Source organism: Janthinobacterium sp. 17J80-10 (assembly GCF_004114795.1).
Classification (GTDB): domain Bacteria; phylum Pseudomonadota; class Gammaproteobacteria; order Burkholderiales; family Burkholderiaceae_D; genus Paucimonas.
Genome location: NZ_CP035311.1, coordinates 1717880 through 1736838, shown reverse-complemented (window position 1 = coordinate 1736838; position 18959 = coordinate 1717880). Strand labels below are relative to the sequence as shown.

19 protein-coding genes are annotated in these 18959 nt (G+C 59.3%); 5 read left to right on the top strand and 14 right to left on the bottom strand.

Translation table 11 applies throughout. The features are described from left to right. Window positions 1–15 precede the first annotated feature (15 nt). Window positions 16–2490, top strand: a complete 2475-nt coding sequence (locus EKL02_RS07880; RefSeq protein ID WP_241687828.1) for a transglycosylase domain-containing protein — start codon at window positions 16–18, stop codon at window positions 2488–2490. Window positions 2491–2493: 3 nt separating this feature from the next. Here EKL02_RS07880 and ntrC read toward each other — a convergent pair whose 3' ends face one another. The 4 genes from ntrC to glnA all read right to left on the bottom strand — a co-directional run bounded on the left by ntrC (window position 2494) and on the right by glnA (window position 7257). After that, entirely contained in the window at window positions 2494–4029 is a 1536-nt protein-coding gene (ntrC, locus tag EKL02_RS07875) for a nitrogen regulation protein NR(I) (RefSeq protein ID WP_128901539.1), read from the bottom strand. A 22-nt stretch (window positions 4030–4051) separates the two neighbouring features. Next, window positions 4052–5089 (bottom strand): nitrogen regulation protein NR(II), encoded by a 1038-nt coding sequence (gene glnL / locus EKL02_RS07870; RefSeq protein ID WP_128903426.1) that lies wholly within the window; start codon window positions 5087–5089, stop codon window positions 4052–4054. A 104-nt stretch (window positions 5090–5193) separates the two neighbouring features. Beyond that, window positions 5194–5688: a DUF4124 domain-containing protein gene (locus tag EKL02_RS07865; RefSeq protein ID WP_128901538.1), complete on the bottom strand. Its 495-nt coding sequence runs from the start codon at window positions 5686–5688 to the stop codon at window positions 5194–5196. Between the two features lie 153 nt (window positions 5689–5841). Then, the gene (gene glnA / locus EKL02_RS07860; protein WP_128901537.1) at window positions 5842–7257 is read right to left on the bottom strand and encodes a type I glutamate--ammonia ligase; all 1416 of its coding nucleotides are present in this window, start codon (window positions 7255–7257) and stop codon (window positions 5842–5844) included. A 411-nt stretch (window positions 7258–7668) separates the two neighbouring features. On the opposite strand from glnA, the gene EKL02_RS07855 reads away from it, so the two are divergent. After that, window positions 7669–8133 (top strand): rhodanese-like domain-containing protein, encoded by a 465-nt coding sequence (locus EKL02_RS07855; protein WP_128901536.1) that lies wholly within the window; start codon window positions 7669–7671, stop codon window positions 8131–8133. On the opposite strand, the gene EKL02_RS07850 is transcribed toward EKL02_RS07855, so the two are convergent. The 4 genes from EKL02_RS07850 to EKL02_RS07835 form a co-directional block, all read right to left on the bottom strand. Next, complete coding sequence (locus tag EKL02_RS07850; RefSeq protein ID WP_128901535.1) at window positions 8134–9513, bottom strand: TAXI family TRAP transporter solute-binding subunit; 1380 nt, start codon at window positions 9511–9513, stop codon at window positions 8134–8136. A 125-nt stretch (window positions 9514–9638) separates the two neighbouring features. Then, window positions 9639–10205: a hypothetical protein gene (locus EKL02_RS07845; RefSeq protein WP_128901534.1), complete on the bottom strand. Its 567-nt coding sequence runs from the start codon at window positions 10203–10205 to the stop codon at window positions 9639–9641. A 328-nt stretch (window positions 10206–10533) separates the two neighbouring features. After that, the gene (locus EKL02_RS07840) at window positions 10534–12213 is read right to left on the bottom strand and encodes a peptide chain release factor 3 (RefSeq protein WP_128901533.1); all 1680 of its coding nucleotides are present in this window, start codon (window positions 12211–12213) and stop codon (window positions 10534–10536) included. Between the two features lie 97 nt (window positions 12214–12310). Then, a complete protein-coding gene (locus tag EKL02_RS07835) occupies window positions 12311–12682 on the bottom strand; it encodes a hypothetical protein (protein ID WP_128901532.1) in 372 nt (123 codons plus the stop codon). Window positions 12683–12996: 314 nt separating this feature from the next. Between EKL02_RS07835 and EKL02_RS07830 the strand changes: the two genes are divergently transcribed. From EKL02_RS07830 to EKL02_RS07820, 3 genes are all read left to right on the top strand, one after another. Then, window positions 12997–13800, top strand: coding sequence for a DNA/RNA non-specific endonuclease (locus EKL02_RS07830; RefSeq protein ID WP_241687827.1), 804 nt, complete (start codon window positions 12997–12999; stop codon window positions 13798–13800). A gap of 4 nt (window positions 13801–13804) precedes the next feature. Beyond that, window positions 13805–14056, top strand: coding sequence for a hypothetical protein (locus tag EKL02_RS07825; RefSeq protein WP_128901530.1), 252 nt, complete (start codon window positions 13805–13807; stop codon window positions 14054–14056). Window positions 14057–14204: 148 nt separating this feature from the next. Further along, window positions 14205–15872, top strand: a complete 1668-nt coding sequence (locus EKL02_RS07820; protein WP_128901529.1) for a methyl-accepting chemotaxis protein — start codon at window positions 14205–14207, stop codon at window positions 15870–15872. A 5-nt stretch (window positions 15873–15877) separates the two neighbouring features. Here the strand turns inward: EKL02_RS07820 and EKL02_RS07815 are convergent, their stop codons facing one another. The 6 genes from EKL02_RS07815 to EKL02_RS07790 form a co-directional block, all read right to left on the bottom strand. Then, a complete protein-coding gene (locus tag EKL02_RS07815) occupies window positions 15878–16159 on the bottom strand; it encodes a 2Fe-2S iron-sulfur cluster binding domain-containing protein (RefSeq protein ID WP_241687826.1) in 282 nt (93 codons plus the stop codon). 42 nt (window positions 16160–16201) lie between these two features. Continuing rightward, window positions 16202–16768: a sugar O-acetyltransferase gene (locus tag EKL02_RS07810; RefSeq protein WP_128901527.1), complete on the bottom strand. Its 567-nt coding sequence runs from the start codon at window positions 16766–16768 to the stop codon at window positions 16202–16204. Between the two features lie 41 nt (window positions 16769–16809). Then, on the bottom strand, window positions 16810–17166 hold the full coding sequence (locus EKL02_RS07805; protein ID WP_128901526.1) for a DUF1304 domain-containing protein: 357 nt from the start codon (window positions 17164–17166) through the stop codon (window positions 16810–16812). An 80-nt stretch (window positions 17167–17246) separates the two neighbouring features. After that, window positions 17247–18038 carry a sulfite exporter TauE/SafE family protein gene (locus tag EKL02_RS07800; RefSeq protein ID WP_128901525.1) on the bottom strand — a complete coding sequence of 264 codons (792 nt, stop codon included), beginning with the start codon at window positions 18036–18038 and terminating at the stop codon, window positions 17247–17249. Window positions 18039–18077: 39 nt separating this feature from the next. Next, window positions 18078–18350, bottom strand: a complete 273-nt coding sequence (locus EKL02_RS07795) for a hypothetical protein (protein WP_206732468.1) — start codon at window positions 18348–18350, stop codon at window positions 18078–18080. 68 nt (window positions 18351–18418) lie between these two features. Continuing rightward, on the bottom strand, window positions 18419–18958 hold the full coding sequence (locus EKL02_RS07790) for a FixH family protein (protein WP_128901524.1): 540 nt from the start codon (window positions 18956–18958) through the stop codon (window positions 18419–18421). Between the last annotated feature and the right edge of the window lies 1 nt (window position 18959).

Below are 18959 nucleotides of genomic sequence, written 5' to 3'. Positions count from 1 at the left end.
ATGGGAGATACGGCTTTGCTCAACAAAAACAATTCCGACATTGCCGCCGTTTCCGGCAAACGATTCTGGCGCCGGCTGTTGCGCGGGTTCGCCACGGCAATCGGCGTGTGCATCAGTGTCGCCCTGCTTTCCGGCCTGACTTACCTCGCCTGGCTATTGCCCAGCGTGCCCGAACTGGACATCGTGGAAAAAGTCCGCCATGCCCGGCCAAGCATCATCCTGGCCGCCGATGGCAGCGTGCTGGGAGAATTCCGCCAGAAGCAGCAGGAACAGATTGCGCTGAAGCAGGTAGCGCCCCATGTGTTGCGCGCGCTGATCGCGACCGAAGACCAGCGCTTCTTTGAACACAGCGGCGTCGACCTGCGCCGCACTGCGCTGGCAGTGGCGCACACCCTGAGCGGGCGCGACCAGGGCGGCTCGACCATTACCCAGCAACTGGCGCGCAACCTCTTTCCCGAAGAGATCGGCCGCACCCGCAGCGTGCACCGCAAGGCGCGTGAAATGCTGACTGCGCTGAAGATCGAACGTGCATACGACAAGCAGGAAATCCTTGAAATCTATCTCAACACAGTGCCATTCCTGTACAACGCCTACGGCATCGAGATGGGCGCGCGCACGTATTTCGGCAAGCCGGCGGCGCAACTGAGCGTGGCCGAAAGCGCCACCCTGGTCGGCATGCTCAAAGGCACCCAGTATTACAACCCCGTCAAGAACCCAGAGCGGGCGCTGAAGCGGCGCAATGTGGTGCTTGGCCAGCTGCTGCGCCAGGGCTTGCTGACCCAGCCGGAATTTGACGCGGTCATCGGGCAGCCGCTGGGCGCTGCGCTGCACCGCATCCCGGCCGTGGGCGGCACCGCCCCGCATTTCACCGCCCACGTGCGCAAGTGGCTGGCCGAATGGGCCGAGCGCGAGGGCCACGACCTGCAGTCTGACGGGATGGTGATACACACCACCCTCGAACCCGAGATGCAGGCGGTCGCCGAACGCGCAGTCGAGCACCAGGCACTGGCGCTGCAGCGCATCGCCGATGTCGAGTGGGGATCGAGCCGCCTGCGCGCTTCCCTGCATGCCGATTTTTATGCCCGCATGCACGATGAAATTACGCCCTTCAGCCACCTCTGGAAGTCGCGCCCGGAACTGGTCGAGTCCTTCATTCGTGAATCAGGCGATTACCGGAAATACGCTGCCGGCGGGGCCGGTCCGGTGGGTGCATTGGCGCAGATGAAGGCGGACCGCAAATTCATGCGGCAATTACTTGAAAGAAAATCTCGCCTGGAAGCCGGCTTCCTGGCGATGGATCCTGCCAGCGGCGAAATCAAGGCCTGGGTCGGCAGCCGTGATTTCAATATCGACCAGTTCGACCATGTCGCGCAAGCGGTGCGCCAGCCTGGCTCTACCTTCAAGCCCTTCGTGTACGCCGCGGCGCTTGAGCAAGGCATCAGTCCGCGCCATTCTTACCGGGCTGGCCCGGTCGAAATTACCATGGCCGACGGCCGCAAATGGCGTCCGACCGACATGGATGTCGCAAACCGCCCCATGAGCTTGCGCGAAGGCCTGGTGTATTCGAAAAACACCATTACCGCGCAGGTCATGCAAGACGTTGGCATCGATCCCGTGGTCGATCTCGCCCAGGCAATGGGCGTGCGCCAGAGCCGCCTCGACCCGGTGATCTCGATTGCCCTTGGCACCAGCCCGGTCACCTTGCTGGAAATGGTCTCGTCCTATGCCACCATCGCCCGCGCAGGCGAATACCGCCCGCCGGTATCGGTCAAGCGCATCGTCGACCGTTACGGCGGCCTGGTGGCCGAATTCGGTACGCAGGTCGGCGAACGCGTCCTTTCCGAGGAAGTGTCGACCGAGCTGATCGACATGCTGCGCGGTGCCGTGGACCAGGGCACCGGCAAAGTCGTCAAGCGCCAGTTCGGCATCGATGCCGACATCGCCGGCAAGACCGGCACCACCCAGAACAATACCGATGGCTGGTTCATCCTGATGCATCCCGAACTGGTCGCTGGCGCCTGGATCGGCTTCAACGACCAGCGAGTGACCATGCGCAGCAGCTACTGGGGCCAGGGCGGCCACAATGCGATCCTCGTGGTGGGGGACTTTTTCCGCAATACCCTGCGCGAGAAACGCATCGACCTGGCTGCGCAATTTCCGCGGCCGCTGCGCCCCACCCTGCTGGCACGGCGCGCACCGCAGGAGCGCGACGGCGCATCGTCGGACACGTATGAGGTTTCAGCGGCAAGCCCAGACGCAGAAGGGCCGGATGGACTGCCGCGGGCAGGGCCGCCGCCGGGACAAGGCATTATCGTGCGGCGCCAGGGCGGACGCACGCTGGTCGGCGACGCGCGCGGCATGCAGGCCATGGAGAACGAAGTCGCCACGCCAGCGGTGGCCCACGAAGCGAGCGACCCATTGACGCCGAACAGAAACGAAATCAGCGCGGGACCGGAGTCCGGCGCTGCGGCCGCAGGATCGGGAAATTAAGGCCTAGTCGTCCTTGGCGCCGGAAATGCCCAGTTCCTGGATCTTGCGGGTGATGGTATTGCGCCCGATGCCCAGGCGGACCGCGGCATCGTTCTTGCGGCCATGGGTATGCTTCAACGCCACCTTGATCAGGGCCGACTCGAATTGGCGCCCGAGGGCTTCCATCACTTCGGGCTGTCCCGCGGACAGCATCTGTGCGGCTTCCGATTCCAGCAGCGATATCCAGCTCTCGCCACCGTTCAGGTAAGGCGGCATGCCAGCCGGGGCGACATGGGAAGCACCGTTAAGGGGAATGCCCCCCACCGGTGCATCGCCCGCCGAAAACGCACCAGCCTGGACAGGCAAGGCCATCGCAGAAGCGACCGGCCCGATTGGCTCGACACCCTTTTCTTCGATGAGATCCTGCGGCAGATCCTTGATCTCGACCGTCTGGCCAGGCGCCATGACGGTGATCCAGTTGCAGAGATTTTCCAGCTGGCGCACGTTGCCCGGCAACTCGCGCGTGGCGAGGAATTGCATGGCGCTTTCGGACATGCGCTTGGCTTCGACGCCGAGCTGCTTGGCGCTTTGCGCCAGGAAGTGCCGGGTCAAAAGCGGAATGTCTTCGTGGCGCTCGCGCAGGCTGGGCAGGCGCAGGCGGATGACGTTCAGGCGATGGAACAAGTCTTCGCGAAACAGGCCATCCTTGACGCGGCTCTCCAGGTTCTGGTGGGTGGCGGCAATCACGCGCACATTAGCCTTGAGCGGCTGGTGGCCGCCGACGCGGTAGAAGTGGCCATCCGAGAGCACCCGCAAGAGGCGCGTCTGCAAGTCGAAAGGCATGTCGCCGATTTCATCGAGGAACAGCGTGCCGCCCTCGGCCTGCTCGAAACGGCCGCGCCGCGTCACCTGCGCGCCGGTAAAGGCGCCGCGCTCATGGCCGAACAGCTCCGACTCCAGCAAGTCTTTCGGAATCGCCGCGGTATTGAGCGCAATGAAGGGCTGCGCGGCGCGCGGGCTGTGCTTGTGCAGGGCGCGCGCCACGAGTTCCTTGCCGCTGCCGGACTCGCCCGTGATCAGCACCGTGACATTGGATTGCGACAGCCGGCCGATGGCGCGGAACACATCCTGCATGGCCGGCGCCTGGCCGAGGATTTCCGGCGTCTCCGCCGAGACTTGCTCGACATTGGCTTCGCGCAGGCTTTCCTCGAGCGCGCGCCGGATCAGCTCGACCGCCTTGTCGACATCGAAGGGCTTGGCCAGGTATTCGAAGGCGCCGCCCTGGAATGCCGCCACGGCGGAATCCAGGTCGGAAAAGGCCGTGATGATAATCACCGGCAAGCCGGGATGGGTAGCCTTGACCGTTTGCAGCAGCTCGAGCCCGGTCTCGCCGGGCATGCGGATATCCGAAACCAGCACCTGCGGGGTACTGGTCTTGAGCGCATCCATGGCGTCGCGGGCGTTGGCAAAGCTGCGCGTCGCCAGGTTTTCGCGCGCCAGGGCCTTTTCAAGCACCCAGCGGATCGATTCATCGTCGTCGACTATCCAGATTGGTTTCATATTTTCTCGTCAGTCATGCCTGTCAGGGCAGCGGTATCAAAATCCTGAAATCGGTGCATCCCGGCTTGCTTGCGCATTCGATCACGCCCATGTGCTGCTGCACGAACGTCTGCGCCAGCGTCAGTCCCAGGCCACTGCCGCCCTCCCTTCCCGATACCAGGGGATAGAAGATGCGGTCCTGAATTTCTGTCGGGATGCCAGGTCCATTGTCGATGATATGCAAATCTAATGCCAATCGATAACGAACCTTCGCCAGGGTCACCTGGCGCGCAATGCGGGTCAGGAAAACCAGCTCGGCATCGCCTGCCGCAATGCGCGGCGCCAGCGCCTGGGCAGCATTGTGGGCAATGTTCAGCACGGCCTGGATGAGCTGCTCGTTGTCGCCCCTGAACTCCGGTATGGACAAGTCGTAATCGCGCCTGATCGTCAGCCCGTTGGGGAATTCCGCCAGGATCAGGCTGCGCACACGCTCGAAGACCTCGTGGATATTGACGTCGCCAACGATATGCGGGCGCCGGTGCGGCGCCAGCAGGCGGTCGACCAGCGTTTGCAGCCGGTCGGCTTCCTTGACGATGACTTGCGTGTATTCGCGCAGCTCCTTCAGGTGGCGCTCCGGCAATTCCAGCTCCAGCAACTGGGCCGCGCCGCGAATGCCGCCCAGCGGATTCTTGATTTCATGGGCGAGGTTACGGATCAGTTCCTTGTTGGCCTGGCTCTGGTCGAGCAGGCGCTCCTCGCGGTCGAGCTTCAACTGCTGGACGTTTTCGCGCAACTCGATCAGGATCGCCATGCCCGGGCGGTGCAGTGCGCTGATGATGCAATGCACATGCAATGCGTCGCGGCCGACGCGCTCCAGAGTCAGGTCCTGGCGCCAGTCGGCGAACTGGTTCTCGCTGGCCTGACGGAACAAGGCGCCAAGCGGCTCGCCATTCTGGAACAGTTCCGTGAAGCGATGATGCGACAAGGCCTTGAATGAACTTTCCAGCAAATGCTCGGCAGCCGGGTTGGCGTAGACAATCCGGTTGTCGTCGTCCAGGATGAGCACGGCCGATGCCAGCATATCGAGGCCATTCAATTCGGGCAGCAGAGGTATATTCGCGTTCAAGATAGTCTTAAAAATAAAAAAAGCCGCATAGCGCGGCCTCTATTAAGCAATTGCCATACCTACTTCAGGTTGGCGATTTCCCGCTTGAGCGCCTCGACATTCTTTTCGCTGCGCTCCACGTCTTGCTTCATCGACGCGGCGCGCTCCTGGTACTTGGCGTAGTTGCGCTCGCCGCCCTGGCGTTCGGGCTCGCCATTGTTGAATTCCTTTTTCAGGTTCGCCAGCTTTTGCTCTTCGTTTTTCAACTCGTCCGAGAGAATCTGGCGGCGGTCGCTATCGCGCGCCTTTTGTGCATTGCCATCGGCCTTGGGGAAATCGGTTGGCGCCGGCACCTTGGGCGCGGCGTTACCCGACGCCGCAACCTGGCGCGCACGCGGCGCCTCGATGGTCGTAATGCCGGGAAGCTCGACCCGCTTGCACCCCTTGGTGCCGCCGGTATTCTTGTATTCCTTGTTGCCGCGCTCGTCGACGCAGAGGAAAACCTCCGACTGCGCAAGCACCGAGGAGGAATAAAATCCGGCCAGCAGGAACGCTGAGATTATTGCAAATTTCATAATTTTACTTATGAGAAACCAACATTACGGAATGCCAGTTTAGGATAAGAATCAATTATTTACAATTGCTGCTTAACACTTTTTCTAATATTACAACGCACAAAATAAAAGGGCGGGAAACCCGCCCTTTTAGAAGTGCTTAACGCAGCTGGATTACGACGAATAATACATGTCGAATTCAACCGGATGCGGGGTCATGCGCATGCGCTGGACTTCGCCCATCTTCAGTTCCAGGTAAGCGTCGATCATGCTGTCGCTGAAGACGCCGCCACGGGTCAGGAACTCGCGGTCCTTGTCGAGGGCTTCCAGCGCTTGCTCGAGCGACGAGCACACGGTCGGGATCAGTGCATCTTCTTCCGGCGGCAGGTGGTACAGGTCCTTCGAGGCTGCTTCGCCAGGATGGATCTTGTTCTGCACGCCGTCCAGGCCTGCCATCAGCAATGCGGCAAAACACAGGTACGGATTGGCCAGCGGATCCGGGAAGCGCGCTTCGACGCGGCGGCCCTTCGGGTTGGCCACGTGCGGAATGCGGATCGAAGCCGAACGGTTCTTGGCCGAGTAAGCCAGCTTGACCGGTGCTTCATAGCCAGGCACCAGGCGCTTGTACGAGTTGGTGCCAGGATTGGTGATCGCGTTCAGTGCACGGGCGTGCTTGATGATGCCACCGATGTAGTACAGGGCGAAATCGGACAGACCGGCATAGCCGTCGCCGGCGAACAGGTTCTTGCCATCTTTCCAGACCGACTGGTGCACGTGCATGCCCGAGCCATTGTCGCCAACGATCGGCTTCGGCATGAAGGTTGCAGTCTTGCCATAGGTGTGGGCAACGTTCCAGACCACGTACTTCAGGTTCTGGGTCCAGTCAGCGCGTTCCACCAGGGTGGAAAACTTGGTGCCGAGTTCATTCTGGCCAGCGCCGGCCACTTCGTGGTGGTGCACTTCAACCGGGATGCCCAGCGATTCGAGGATCAGGCTCATTTCCGAGCGCATGTCCTGGAAGCTGTCGACCGGGGGCACCGGGAAATAGCCACCCTTGACGGTCGGACGATGGCCGCTGTTGCCGCCTTCGAGCTTCTCGCCGGTGGTCCACGATGCTTCTTCGGAATCGATCTTGACGAAGCAGCCGGACATGTCGGACTTCCAGCGCACGCTGTCAAAGATGAAGAATTCCGGTTCCGGGCCGAAGTAGGCGGTGTCGCCCAGGCCGGAGGATTTCAGGTAGGCTTCTGCGCGCTTGGCGATCGAGCGCGGGTCGCGGTCGTAGCCTTTGCCATCGGACGGTTCGATCACGTCACACTGCATGAACAGCGTGGTTTCTTCCATGAACGGATCGATATTGGCCGTGTTCGGATCGGGGATCAGGAGCATGTCGGAGGCTTCGATACCCTTCCAGCCGGCGATCGACGAACCGTCGAAGGCATGGCCGGATTCGAACTTGTCGATGTCGAAGTGGGAAACAGGCACGGTAACGTGCTGTTCCTTGCCCCGTGTGTCAGCAAAACGGAAATCAACGAATTTGACTTCGTTGTCTTTCACCATCTTCAAGACCTCTGCGGCCGTTCTTGCCATGCGAATCTCCTAAATGTAAGCGGAAATGATATGAAAAACTTGAACTGAATTTGAATTGGCCATGCGCAGAACAACAAGGCATCAGCGGGCTTAAGCAAAATCAAAAATTCAACCCGGAATGATAGCAGGATCTATGCCACCATACGAGCAAATCCTGCCTTGAGTATTTGCAGCGAACTCCCGCAATTGTGAGCCCATTCGCCAGGGTTCGCGCAAATCACCCGGGAACAGTTTGCACCAATTTAATGCGCGTCAAATAAATTGCACCATTAGAGTGATTTCCGTACTGAAATAAATTTCTTCGCACCATTTTAGTGCGACGCGATCACAAGTGAATTTTCATGCCATTCATGAGGATGCAACAAGGCCACTATAATGATACTTTTGCGTATATTCTGAGCACAACTTGCCATGACGACAGCTGCTGACATTCTCATTTCTGCACACAAACGCGCGCAGGACGCCAGCCTGCCCTATGCCGGCGCAGTCACTCCCCAGCAAGCCTACGACCTTTTGCAAGCCGATCCCGCAGTCAAGCTGGTGGATGTGCGTACCGCCGCCGAACGCGACTGGGTTGGCCGTGTGGCCTTGCCTGCGGCACAGCACCATGCCGTGCAATGGAACCTGTATCCGGAGGGCGTGCACAATCCGGATTTCCTCGCGCAACTCGCCGAATTCGCCGGCAAGGGCGACACCCTGTTATTCCTGTGCCGTTCGGGCGTGCGTTCGCGCCACGCCGCCAAGCTGGCAACCGAACAGGGATACAAGCATTGCTATGACATCCTCGAAGGCTTTGAGGGCGACAAGAATGAACAGGGCCATCGCAAGGCCGTCTCGGGCTGGTGCAAGGCCAGCCTGCCCTGGATCGGCGCCTGATCAGGCGCCGCCGGGGGGCTCCTGAATGAGGCCGGCGCCGTTGCCGCCGTGTTCCTGCATCAGCCACATGATGCGCTTGCGCACGAAATTGATATGGCTGCGCAAGCCGTAGAGCTCCTCTGCATAGGATAGCGGAATCGAGATATGGTTGGCCTTTTCCTCGATTTCGCCCAAGCGCTGCAATTGCGCCTGATACACCTCGGCACGCTGTTCCGCCGGCACGCCCTCGATTGCCTGCTCCACCGCGCGCAGCTTGCCGTACCAGCGATAGACGCGCGAGCGTACCTTCCAGACATACAGCGGCGGCACGATCCGCGACAAGGGCAACGCCAGGGCGCCCAGAGCAATGATCACCACCCACATGCGGCTAAAGAAATTCGCCAGCCAGAACGGCAGGTAACGATCGAAAAAAGTCGGCCCACTCTTGTAATAGCGTTCGGCATCGCGCGCCACCGGGATCTCGGTATAGCTGGCCGTCGGAAAAGCCCGCTGTGCATTGAACCAGCCCGCGCCGCCATGGATACCCGCCGCCGCCCGCACGAACAGGTCCACCAGGGCCGGGTGCAAGTCTTCGCGCGCTACCAGGGTCGCGGTCGGCGCAATCAGGTGGTAATTGCGCGCCGGCAGGTTCTTGCCGAGATCGGCGATCCCGCGGGGCAGCACCACATGCGACAGGAATGGAAACCGCCGCGTATAGGCTTCGGCTTGCGGAAAATCCACCAGCTGGATGCCTGGCGTTTGCAAGAGCATCTGGATCAGCGGCGCATCCGGGGCTGAACTGAACACCACCCCATCAATCCGTCCGGCTAGCAATTTAACAGTGGCAGGCGTGTTCTCCAGGGTACCGAGCCTGACTTCTGCCGCCTCGATGTTATTCACGTCCAGCAGACTTTTGAAAAGCTGCGGCACGCCTGTGCCGTCCGGCCCCACATTGATCTTCAGGCCACGCAGCTGGCCCAGTTCCGTCACTGGTTTTTTGCCGCGTATGAAAATCCACACAGGCTCGGTAAACAAGCTCCCCAGTGACACCAGCCCCTGCCGCTCGGCTTCGGCCTGCTCGGTCGAGCCGCTTTGCACGAAGGCGATATCGACCCCGGACTCCGGGTTGCGCAGGCGCTGCAGGTTTTCCTGCGACCCCGGCGAATCGCGCAAGTCGACGTGAATGCCCTGCTGCGCCAGCACTGCCGCGTATTTCTTGCCGAAGGCTTCATAGGCACTGTTTTCCTGGCCAGTAGACATGACGACATTTTTTGGCGGCGACGGATCCACCAGGCGGTAGGCAACGATGCATAAGCCGACGACCAGCAGTGTTACGGGTCCGGCCGTCACGATCAGGTCGCGCAGGGAAAAACGGGTAAAGGAAGAAAAGATTTTCGGCATGACAGGGAATTTCAAGAAGTGCTGACACGATGCCAAGAAACGCCCTTCCCTGCAAGGGGCGCATGTGACGGCAGCTATAAAAAAAGAGCGACCAGGTCGCTCTTTTTATTCAAGCCTGCACTCCGTCAGGCTGCAGTTCGGCCAGTCTGGCTGGCACGCGAGCGGCTGACGCCTGGAGTTGGTGCAGGATGGCGGTGTTTTTCATCCTCGGACAGGAATTTGGCAGCAAGGGTGAACCAATCCTCGATCGGCAGCAAGGCCCGGACAATGGGAAGGAGCTCCTCTTCTTCCTTGAGGAAGCGCTCGCGCAAATTAGTGCAATACAGGTCCATGTCGGCACAGACCTTCCGGACATCGCCCATGCCGCGTTCGAAGGCACTGCGCAATTGTTCGTGCAAGGAGCGCAGGATACGCATGCTGCGCGAACTCAGGGACTCAAGCTCGGCCAGTATCGGATCGGCCTTGCGGGTGCTCTTGCGAATCGCCGGGATGACATAAGCCTCGACTTTGCGCTTGTGGCAATACTCCTCGAATTGCTCCAGGCGACACAGGGCATTTTCCACGCATGCCTGATTAATGTATTGCAAATCGTGCAGGATGTCCTGGATCTGGCCATGCAGCCGGGACAGCATGTTGCGGGCATTTTTTTGTTCGGCAGACAATGCTACCAAAGAATAAGTGGCGGTCAACATATCAAACAAGCTCCTTTTTCCGCGCTCTTGATTACTGGCACTTGGTTTCAAGTGTCCAGCTCGCTAACGTTTGTCTCTTTGTACGTTTTTTATGCATCTTTTTTATCGAAGCACCGACTTTTGAACGTCAACAACATCATGTCAAGTCAGGCAAGCAGTATAGAAAAAAGTTCTCTCCATCAACTTGACTAAAATCAAATGTAAATTTTGAATTAAAAAAACAAAGCCCAACCATGACGCATTAACAACATGCGCCACGGTTAGGCAGGACAAGGCGGGGTGAGTTCCCGATGTCTGACAGATAAGTCAGACATCGGGCAAAAAGAAATTACTCGAGCTTGACAGCGTGCTCGCGTGTCGCATGGAAAGTCAGTTGCGGCCAACGCTCTTGAGTATGACGCAAATTAACGCCAGATGTCGCCAGATAGGCCATGTTGCCAGCAGCATCAAAGGCAATGTTATTCCCGGCAACAGATTTCTCAAATTCAGCAAGGGCTTTTTTGTCGTCACTGGTAATCCAGCGCGCGCTGCTGATGCTGGTGCCTTCAAAGACGGCATCCACCCCGTATTCGTTCATCAGGCGGCTGGCCACCACTTCAAACTGCAGCACGCCGACTGCGCCCAGGATCAGGTCGCCGCCATGGACGGGCTTGAAGACCTGCACCGCGCCCTCCTCCCCCAGCTGCTGCAAGCCCTTGTGCAATTGCTTGATCTTCAGCGGGTTGCGGATGCGCACGCTGCGGAAGAAATCCGGTGCAAAGTAGGGAATGCCAGTGAACTGCAGCAATTCGCCTTCGGAAAAGCTGTCGCCGATCTGCATGTTGCCGTGGTTGGGCAAGCCGATGATGTCACCCGCATAGGCTTCTTCCACCTGTTCCCGGCTCGACGCCATGAAGGTCACCACGTTGGACACGCGGATTTCGCGATTGATGCGCAAGTGCTTGATCTTCATGCCGCGCTCGAAGTGCCCCGAGCACACGCGCAGGAAGGCGATGCGGTCGCGGTGCGCCGAATCCATATTGGCCTGGATCTTGAAGACGAAGCCGGAAAACGGCACCTCGTCCGGTGCGACGGTGCGTACGGTGGCGTCGCGCGAACGTGGCGGCGGCGCCCATTCCAGCAAGGCATCAAGAATTTCACGCACACCGAAATTATTGACCGCCGAACCGAAAAATACCGGCGTTTGCTTGCCTGACAAATAGGCCTCCAGGTCGAACGGATGCGAAGCCCCATGCACCAGTTCGACTTCCATCTTCAACTGCTCGATTTCCAGCGGGAACATCTCCGCCAGGCGCGGGTTATTGATCCCCTTGATCACCTCGAACGTCTGGTCGGCACGTTCACTGCCTGCCGCAAACAGCAGAATTTCATCGCGCATCAAGTGATAAACGCCGCGAAATGTCTTGCCCATGCCGATCGGCCAGGTGATCGGCGCGCATTCGATCTTTAACACCGACTCGACTTCATCGAGCAGCTCCAGCGGATCGCGGGTTTCGCGGTCCATCTTGTTCATGAATGTCAGGATGGGCGTATTGCGCATGCGGCAAACGTTCAGCAACTTGATGGTTTGCTCTTCCACGCCCTTGGCGGCATCGATGGCCATCAGCGCCGAATCCACTGCCGTGAGCACGCGGTAGGTATCCTCGGAGAAATCCTGGTGGCCTGGCGTGTCGAGCAGGTTGACCACATGATTGCGATACTCGAACTGCATGACCGAACTGGCAACGGAGATACCGCGCTGCTTTTCGATATCCATCCAGTCCGAGGTCGCATGGCGACCGCTCTTCCTGCCCTTGACAGTGCCGGCCAGCTGGATCGCGCCGGAGAACAGCAGCAGCTTTTCCGTCAACGTCGTCTTGCCGGCGTCCGGGTGGGCAATAATGCCAAAAGTGCGGCGGCGCTTGACTTCACGCGCAATTTCGACAGCACTGACGGTGCGGGTTGTTTCGGCCAGGGCCGGGGCAAGCTCGGGGACGTCCTGGCCCGGCAGATCGGAATCGGTAGACATGGGAGGGTAATGCGCAAAACCCACAAGTCTACCGGCTCTTGGGCGCGGTGTCTAATGCCTTGACGGCAAAGGGAATTTTTCCTCTGCCGTCCTGCGCTCAACGGCCGTGGTGACCGTGACCGCCATGGCCACCATGGCCGTCATGGCGGTCATGGCGGTCATAACCACGGTGGTGATGACGATGCCCGTGCTGATGACGCCAACCCGGACCATACACATAGGCCGGTGCAGGTGCGCCGTAATATGCGCCATACCCCACCACCGGGACCGGACGCTGGATTACCACGGGTGGATTGTGCACCACGATCGGCGGCTGCACGACCACCGGAGCCGGGTAGCCATAGCCGCCGCCAGAGCCGACGGAAACAGACCAGTCGACATTGTCGCGTGCGCTGGCAGCTGGAGCGATGGCCATGAGGCCAGCACCCAGCAGGGCTGTGCCAGTAATCAGGGAAAATAATTTCTTCATGTCAGGCTCCTTGGAAGCGGAAGTTTCAGTGATTGCGATACACTGTATTTAACTGCACATGCCCTCGGACAACCAGTCCGTGCACGGTAAGTTTTGAAACAATTTGTATCTGTCCGCCCTATTTCCACTTTTTCCTTTCAGCATAAAAAAAACCCGCAGTGCTTGCGCAATGCGGGCTAAAAACAACTCCAGGGGGAGTGTATTGAAGGATCAGATGCAATGTTATTGCAATCGCAAGGCAAGTATTTGCGATTACGCAAATTTCCTACGTTTAAAATTTAAATATCGCAATGTTGAAGTCTGGAATTATTTTATTGGGCCTGCTGCTCGCTGCCAGCCAGGCGGTCGCCGGTCCGATCGCGCCGGAGTGCGCGGCCCATTTCGCCAGTGGCGTTGCGCCAGAGCTGGCAAAAGAGACTCTGCGCGACAAAACCCGTCTGCTGTGTTTCGAAGGTTTTGCGGTCCTGCATTCAGGCGTATCGCGCACGCCCCTGTGGTCGGCGGAATTTCTTACGGCGCCGCGCCTTGGCCAGGCGCGCATGCTGAAGCGCAAAAATGCCTATCATGAGGAAGCTCGCCTGCCCTTTTGGCAACGCGCCGAGCTGGACGACTATACCCGCTCGGGGTTTGACCGTGGGCATCTGAGCCCTTCCGGGAACATGACGACCGACCAGGAGCAGTATGAAAGCTTTTCCCTGGCAAACATCATTCCGCAACACCCCAGGAACAACCAGGTCCTGTGGGAAGGCATCGAACACAGCACGCGCGAACTGGTCTTCGAGCGCGGCGCACTCTATGTTGTTACCGGCCCGATCTTCGAGGGCGAAATGCTGGAACGGATCAATGGCCGGGTGCTTGTGCCATCTCATGTTTTCAAGGCAATATATGATCCAGCCGGGGGCCAAGCCGGCGCGTATGTCGCCGCCAATGCGGCAGGATTGAATTACGAGGTGGTCAGCATCGACGCACTGGAAAGACGCCTCGGCATCACGCTGTTTCCGCAATTGCGCAGCGATATCAAGACCGTCGCCATGGCGCTGCCGCGACCCCAACCCTACAAATACCGCAGCCAGGGCAAGACGATGCCCAGCTCGGGCAATCATCCGATCATGAGGTAAGAGCATGGCCAGTTTTGAACCCTTCAAGGATGACGCAACCGTGCTCACGCTGGACGGACTGACGGTGGAAAACCGCCTGGAGCGGATCGAGATCTATGGCAGTTTGCAGGTTACCCGCGACAAGCCGGGGCTGGAACTGGCGCGGGAATTGAAGCGCGTGCTGGATGCGACCGTGCGTGCGCTCGAGGGAGAAACCCTGCCAGAGCGAATCACCACCAGGCCATCAGAAAAGGTTCGCAATCCGTTTGACGAGTAGGCCCGCGCAATAAATTCTTGATCCGCATCATTTGTGATTTCCTGGAATTGAATGAAAGTGTCGTCATTGTTTCCATTTGGAAATAATGACGACACGAAGACGCCTGCACCCGGCGGGTGTAAAACGTCGCAGTTTTACAGGAAAAATCATGAAATTGGCAAACTGGAAAATCGGCACACGCCTGGGGCTGGGTTTTACCCTGGTATTGGCATTGATGCTGGCACTGGTTGCAATAGCGGTCACCGGCGCATCGGTACTGGAAAAATCCACCCGAGACCTGCTCGACAAGGAATGGGTAAAGGTTGAAGCGGCAAATATGATCAATGTCTACACGCGGGCGAACGCAAACCTGACCATGGAATTATTTTTTTCCAGCAGTCGGACGCAGCGCGACAATCGCCGCGAAAAAATTGAAGGCAACAAGAAAGCCATTGCCGAGGCCCTAGGCACGCTGGACAAGCTGGTGATCTTGCCCAAAGGCCAGGAAATGCTTACCCGGATAAAGCAGCAACGCGGGCAGTTCGTCGCTTCGTTTACCCGGGTTGACCGGCTGATCGAGGATGACCGGAAGACCGAGGCCCAGGACCTTTTGACTGCGGAAACGCTGCCGGCGCTCGAGACACTGCAGGCGGCCGTCAATGACCTGGCAGGTTTCCAGAAACAGCTGGCGGAAAGCCGGGCCAACGATGTGTCGCAACTGGTAGAGCGCGCGACGATCCTGGTGGTTTCACTGGGCGGCGGCGCACTGCTGCTTGCCGTGGTGCTGGCGTGGCTGATCACCCGGTCCATCACGCGCCCCATCCACGCCGCCGTCAACGCGGCAAGCGCGGTTGCCGCAGGCGACCTGTGCCGGCACATCGAAGTGACATCGACTGACGAAACCGGCCAGCTTCTCGGCGCGCTCAAATCGATGAACGACAGCCTGGCGACAATTGTCGGCCATGTGCGCAGCGGCACCGATACGGTTTCCACCGCATCCGCACAGATCGCAGCAGGGACACTGGACTTGTCTTCCCGCACGGAAGCGCAGGCCGGCTCGCTGGAAGAGACCGCAGCCGCCATGGAAGAACTGACCTCGACGGTGAAACAGAACGCCGATAACGCGACCCAGGCCAATACGCTGGCATCATCAGCTTGCGAAGTCGCGCGCAAAGGCGGCAAAGTCGTGGCAGAAGTCGTCGCCACCATGGACATGATCAACCAGTCTTCGAGAAAAATTGCCGACATTATCGGCGTCATCGACGGCATCGCGTTCCAGACCAATATCCTGGCGCTGAACGCCGCAGTGGAAGCGGCCAGGGCTGGTGAACAGGGGCGCGGCTTTGCCGTGGTTGCAACCGAGGTACGCAGCCTGGCGCAGCGCTCGGCGACCGCCGCCAGGGAAATCAAGGGACTGATCGGCGAATCCATGGAGAGAGTCGATGCTGGCTGCCAGCTGGTCGGGCAAGCCGGCAGCACTATGGATGAAATCCTTGTCAGCATCCGCCATGTCACCGACATCATGGGTGAAATTGCATCTGCAAGCGTTGAGCAAACCAGCGGGATTGGCCAGATCAGCCGGGCGATCAGCCAGATGGATCAGGTCACGCAGCAAAACTCGGCACTGGTCGAGGAATCTGCCGCCGCCGCCGAATCGCTCAAGGAGGAGGCGCGCAACCTGGCGCAGGCCGTGTCGGTATTCAAGTTCGACCAGGCTGCTCTGCTTGCGCCTGTGGCAGTGACGACCAGGGCCTATGCTGCCGCAGTACCGTCATCCGACTCGCGCCAGATGAAATTGGCGCGCAGTGCGGGCAGCCTGCGGCTCAGTGCCGCCTAGGCGCATCAGTCGGCCAATGGGTCTTTCAATACGACATTGCCCACTGGGTAGGCCACACAGGGAAGGATCCAGCCTTCCCGCTTTTCTTCGGCGCTGAGTCCGGGCCACTCCATTTCGTAGCGTACTTCGCCCTCCAGCAACTGCCCGATGCAAGTGCGGCACGTGCCTGCCTGACATGACATGGGCCAGGAAATGCTTCCCTGTTCCATCGACTTGAGCAAGCTTTGGTCAGCCTCGGCATCAAAGGTTTGGCCGTCAGGCAAAATGCAACCCTGAAAAAAAGACATCGACTTATCCATGCAATTTGCAGGTTCGAGATGAACCTGCCATTAAATTTCGTAGTTGTTCAAATGTCTGATGACACGCGCAGGATTACCTGCGACAAAAGTATCCGCAGGAACGTCATGTACGACGACACTGCCGGCGCCGATGACGGACCTGTCGCCGATATTGATGCCCGGGCAGATGATAGCACCGCCGCCAACCCACACATCGGAGCCGATCGTCACCGGCATGCCGGATTCCAGTCCGGCGGCGCGGGTGACATGATCCATCGGATGCGTTGCCGTATAAATCTGCACGGCGGGCCCGAAAAGCACGTTATTGCCGATGATAACCTGGGCAACATCGAGAACGACACAATTGAAGTTGAAAAAGACTTTATCGCCCAAGACAATGTTTGCGCCATAGTCGCAAAAAAACGGCGGCTGAATCCATACATCGGCCTCCTTGCCGAAGAGTGCGCTCAAGATGCGCCGGCGATTGTCTGTTTCGGCTTCGCGCGTTCCATTGAACTCCAGGCAAAGATCCCGGCAACGCTCGCGCTCCGCGCCGAGCTGTGGATCCGATGCATCGTAAAGCTCGCCGGCGAGCATCTTTTCTTTTTCAGTTTTCATGAATCCGCCAAACCGAGATCTTTATCCGTACGCCACCGATGTCAGGTCAGCAGAACAAGCGCCAAGCCAATTGCCGCCGGGATTGCTTGTACGAAAAGGATCTTTCGGCTCGCCGTGGCAGCACCATACAATCCGGCTATCAAGACGCAGGATAGAAAGAACACCTTGATGCCCGTACCCTCGGCGCCAAGAAACAGACCCCAGACAAGGCCTGCAGCAAGAAAGCCATTGTAGAGACCCTGGTTAGCGGCGAGTACTTTCGATTCCCGGGCCTTTTCGAGTGATTGGCCGAATGCCTTCAAGCCAACCGGCTTATCCCAAAGGAACATCTCCAACACGAGGAAGTAGACGTGCAAGGCTGCGACGATTGCGACCACGACATTAGCGACGATAGACATAGTGAGGTTCCATCCAGGTGAAGCACCATTCAAAAATCGTGCAAGCCGACCCGGCGGCGAATACGGGGCCGCTTAGGGAATCAATGCGCCGGGGTGATGCAAAACAGCGGAGAAATCGCGGAAGGATCAGAAAGGTGAAGCAGGCCATACACACCTAAGCCGATCAGGGCCAGCGCCCCGACTACTTTTGCTGCCAACGGCACACGCCGCCCATGCAGCCACTGCGCTGCGCCCTGCGCAAGCAGCAGATGCGGCAAGGCCGCCAGGCCGAACACCACCATCAGCACCGCGCCCGACCAGGCGTCGCCTGACAGCAGCGCAAACGGCAGCACGCCATACACCAGCCCGCAAGGCAGGCAACCCCAGGCCATGCCGCTCAAAAAAGGATGCCGGCCGGCCTGCGCCACTGGCGAGAAGCGCGCCGGCACCAGTGCCGCCAGCCTGCCGCCCATCCCGGACAGCGTTCCCTCCAGCGGCGCATAGCCTGCCAGGCGCAACCCCAGCCAGATCAGTGCCAGGTTGCCAAAAACGAACAGGACGGTATGCACCGGCATGATGGGCTTTAACATCAATCCTGCTGCACCGAGCAGTCCTACCACCGCACCCATGAGTCCGTAGGTAGAAATCCGGCCCGCATGCAGCCAGGCGGTATGGCGCCAGCCGGCAGCCGCCGGTTGCGAAGCACATGCCGAAGGCCTTGCCTGTGAAGTCGCGCCGGCAGGAGCCGGCACGATCGGTATGGTGCGGCTGCCGTCCTGGCGGCGCCCCGCCGATCCCAGCAAGGTTGCCATGCCGCCGCACATGCCGGCGCAGTGCAAGCCGCCAAGCAGCCCGGCGGTGGCAACTGCGCTAATCAGGGGAATGTTCAGCATGATGGGAGGGGGACGCCGGCGTACAAGGCGTGAAAAAACTTACTTTGGATCCGGGCAGCCCAGCAGCAAGGCAGTGAGGCTGCTGGAAATCGCCCCGAGGAACCAGAACAAAAAGAAGCCGACGGTATAGGTACCCAGTTGGCTCAGGTGCACCTGGCTGTCAAGCAGCACCAGCTCGACCGGGTCCACCAGGCTGAACAGCACGCCGCTGGAAACGCATGCCATGAGGAAGGAAGGCCACAGGACTGACATGACGATGCGCGGCAGGCGTCCTGTCTTGTCAGTAGGTACGACTGTCTGACTGGTGTTCACGTTCACCTCCCCGTTTCACGAATAGTTTGCACTTAACAATGCATTGTATGCATTGTTCGCAACATTGATCAAGCTGCAGGCTTGATCGAGACTGCCGTATGGATCGGTCCGTACCAGGCGGATGCGAGGCGCCATTCGCTGCCTTTGAGGTTTACCTGCCACATGGCGGCGGCGTTTGCATCCAGCTCGCCCGGCCAGTCGAGCTTGCCGATGTAGACGCCGGCGGCAGACTGCACCAGGTTCACCTTGAAGACGATTTCCTCGTTGCCCTTGCCAGCGGCGCGAGCCAGCCGCAGCTCCACTGTCGGCGGCAGCTCGCCCTTCCCTGTCAGCCGCAGCGTCACGGCGCGGGTGGATTCATCAATTTTCAGTCCGGCTTCCAGATTGCGCTCGCGCGCCGCCAGATCGGCCCGGATATCCTGGTTGATTGCCAGGCCACGTTTGTAATAGTCGGGAGCGATGACGCTGTCGGCGCCGCTGTACGCTAAAAAAGCCATGTAGAGGCTGGCGATGATGACGATGGCAGGGCCGCCAAGCACCAGCAGCATCCAGGGCTCCTTGTACCAGCGCGTACCCTTGGGCTTTTCGGTCGTGAATATGGCTTCCATG

Coding starts and splice junctions, on each gene's coding strand:
- ntrC (WP_128901539.1), bottom strand. CDS start 4,029: ATGAAACCAATCTGGATAGTCGACGACGATGAATCGATCCGCTGGGTG.
- glnL (WP_128903426.1), bottom strand. CDS start 5,089: ATGCTGGCATCGGCCGTGCTCATCCTGGACGACGACAACCGGATTGTC.
- EKL02_RS07865 (WP_128901538.1), bottom strand. CDS start 5,688: ATGAAATTTGCAATAATCTCAGCGTTCCTGCTGGCCGGATTTTATTCC.
- glnA (WP_128901537.1), bottom strand. CDS start 7,257: ATGGCAAGAACGGCCGCAGAGGTCTTGAAGATGGTGAAAGACAACGAA.
- EKL02_RS07855 (WP_128901536.1), top strand. CDS start 7,669: ATGACGACAGCTGCTGACATTCTCATTTCTGCACACAAACGCGCGCAG.
- EKL02_RS07850 (WP_128901535.1), bottom strand. CDS start 9,513: ATGCCGAAAATCTTTTCTTCCTTTACCCGTTTTTCCCTGCGCGACCTG.
- EKL02_RS07845 (WP_128901534.1), bottom strand. CDS start 10,205: ATGTTGACCGCCACTTATTCTTTGGTAGCATTGTCTGCCGAACAAAAA.
- EKL02_RS07840 (WP_128901533.1), bottom strand. CDS start 12,213: ATGTCTACCGATTCCGATCTGCCGGGCCAGGACGTCCCCGAGCTTGCC.
- EKL02_RS07835 (WP_128901532.1), bottom strand. CDS start 12,682: ATGAAGAAATTATTTTCCCTGATTACTGGCACAGCCCTGCTGGGTGCT.
- EKL02_RS07825 (WP_128901530.1), top strand. CDS start 13,805: ATGGCCAGTTTTGAACCCTTCAAGGATGACGCAACCGTGCTCACGCTG.
- EKL02_RS07820 (WP_128901529.1), top strand. CDS start 14,205: ATGAAATTGGCAAACTGGAAAATCGGCACACGCCTGGGGCTGGGTTTT.
- EKL02_RS07815 (WP_241687826.1), bottom strand. CDS start 16,159: ATGTCTTTTTTTCAGGGTTGCATTTTGCCTGACGGCCAAACCTTTGAT.
- EKL02_RS07810 (WP_128901527.1), bottom strand. CDS start 16,768: ATGAAAACTGAAAAAGAAAAGATGCTCGCCGGCGAGCTTTACGATGCA.
- EKL02_RS07805 (WP_128901526.1), bottom strand. CDS start 17,166: ATGTCTATCGTCGCTAATGTCGTGGTCGCAATCGTCGCAGCCTTGCAC.
- EKL02_RS07800 (WP_128901525.1), bottom strand. CDS start 18,038: ATGCTGAACATTCCCCTGATTAGCGCAGTTGCCACCGCCGGGCTGCTT.
- EKL02_RS07790 (WP_128901524.1), bottom strand. CDS start 18,958: ATGGAAGCCATATTCACGACCGAAAAGCCCAAGGGTACGCGCTGGTAC.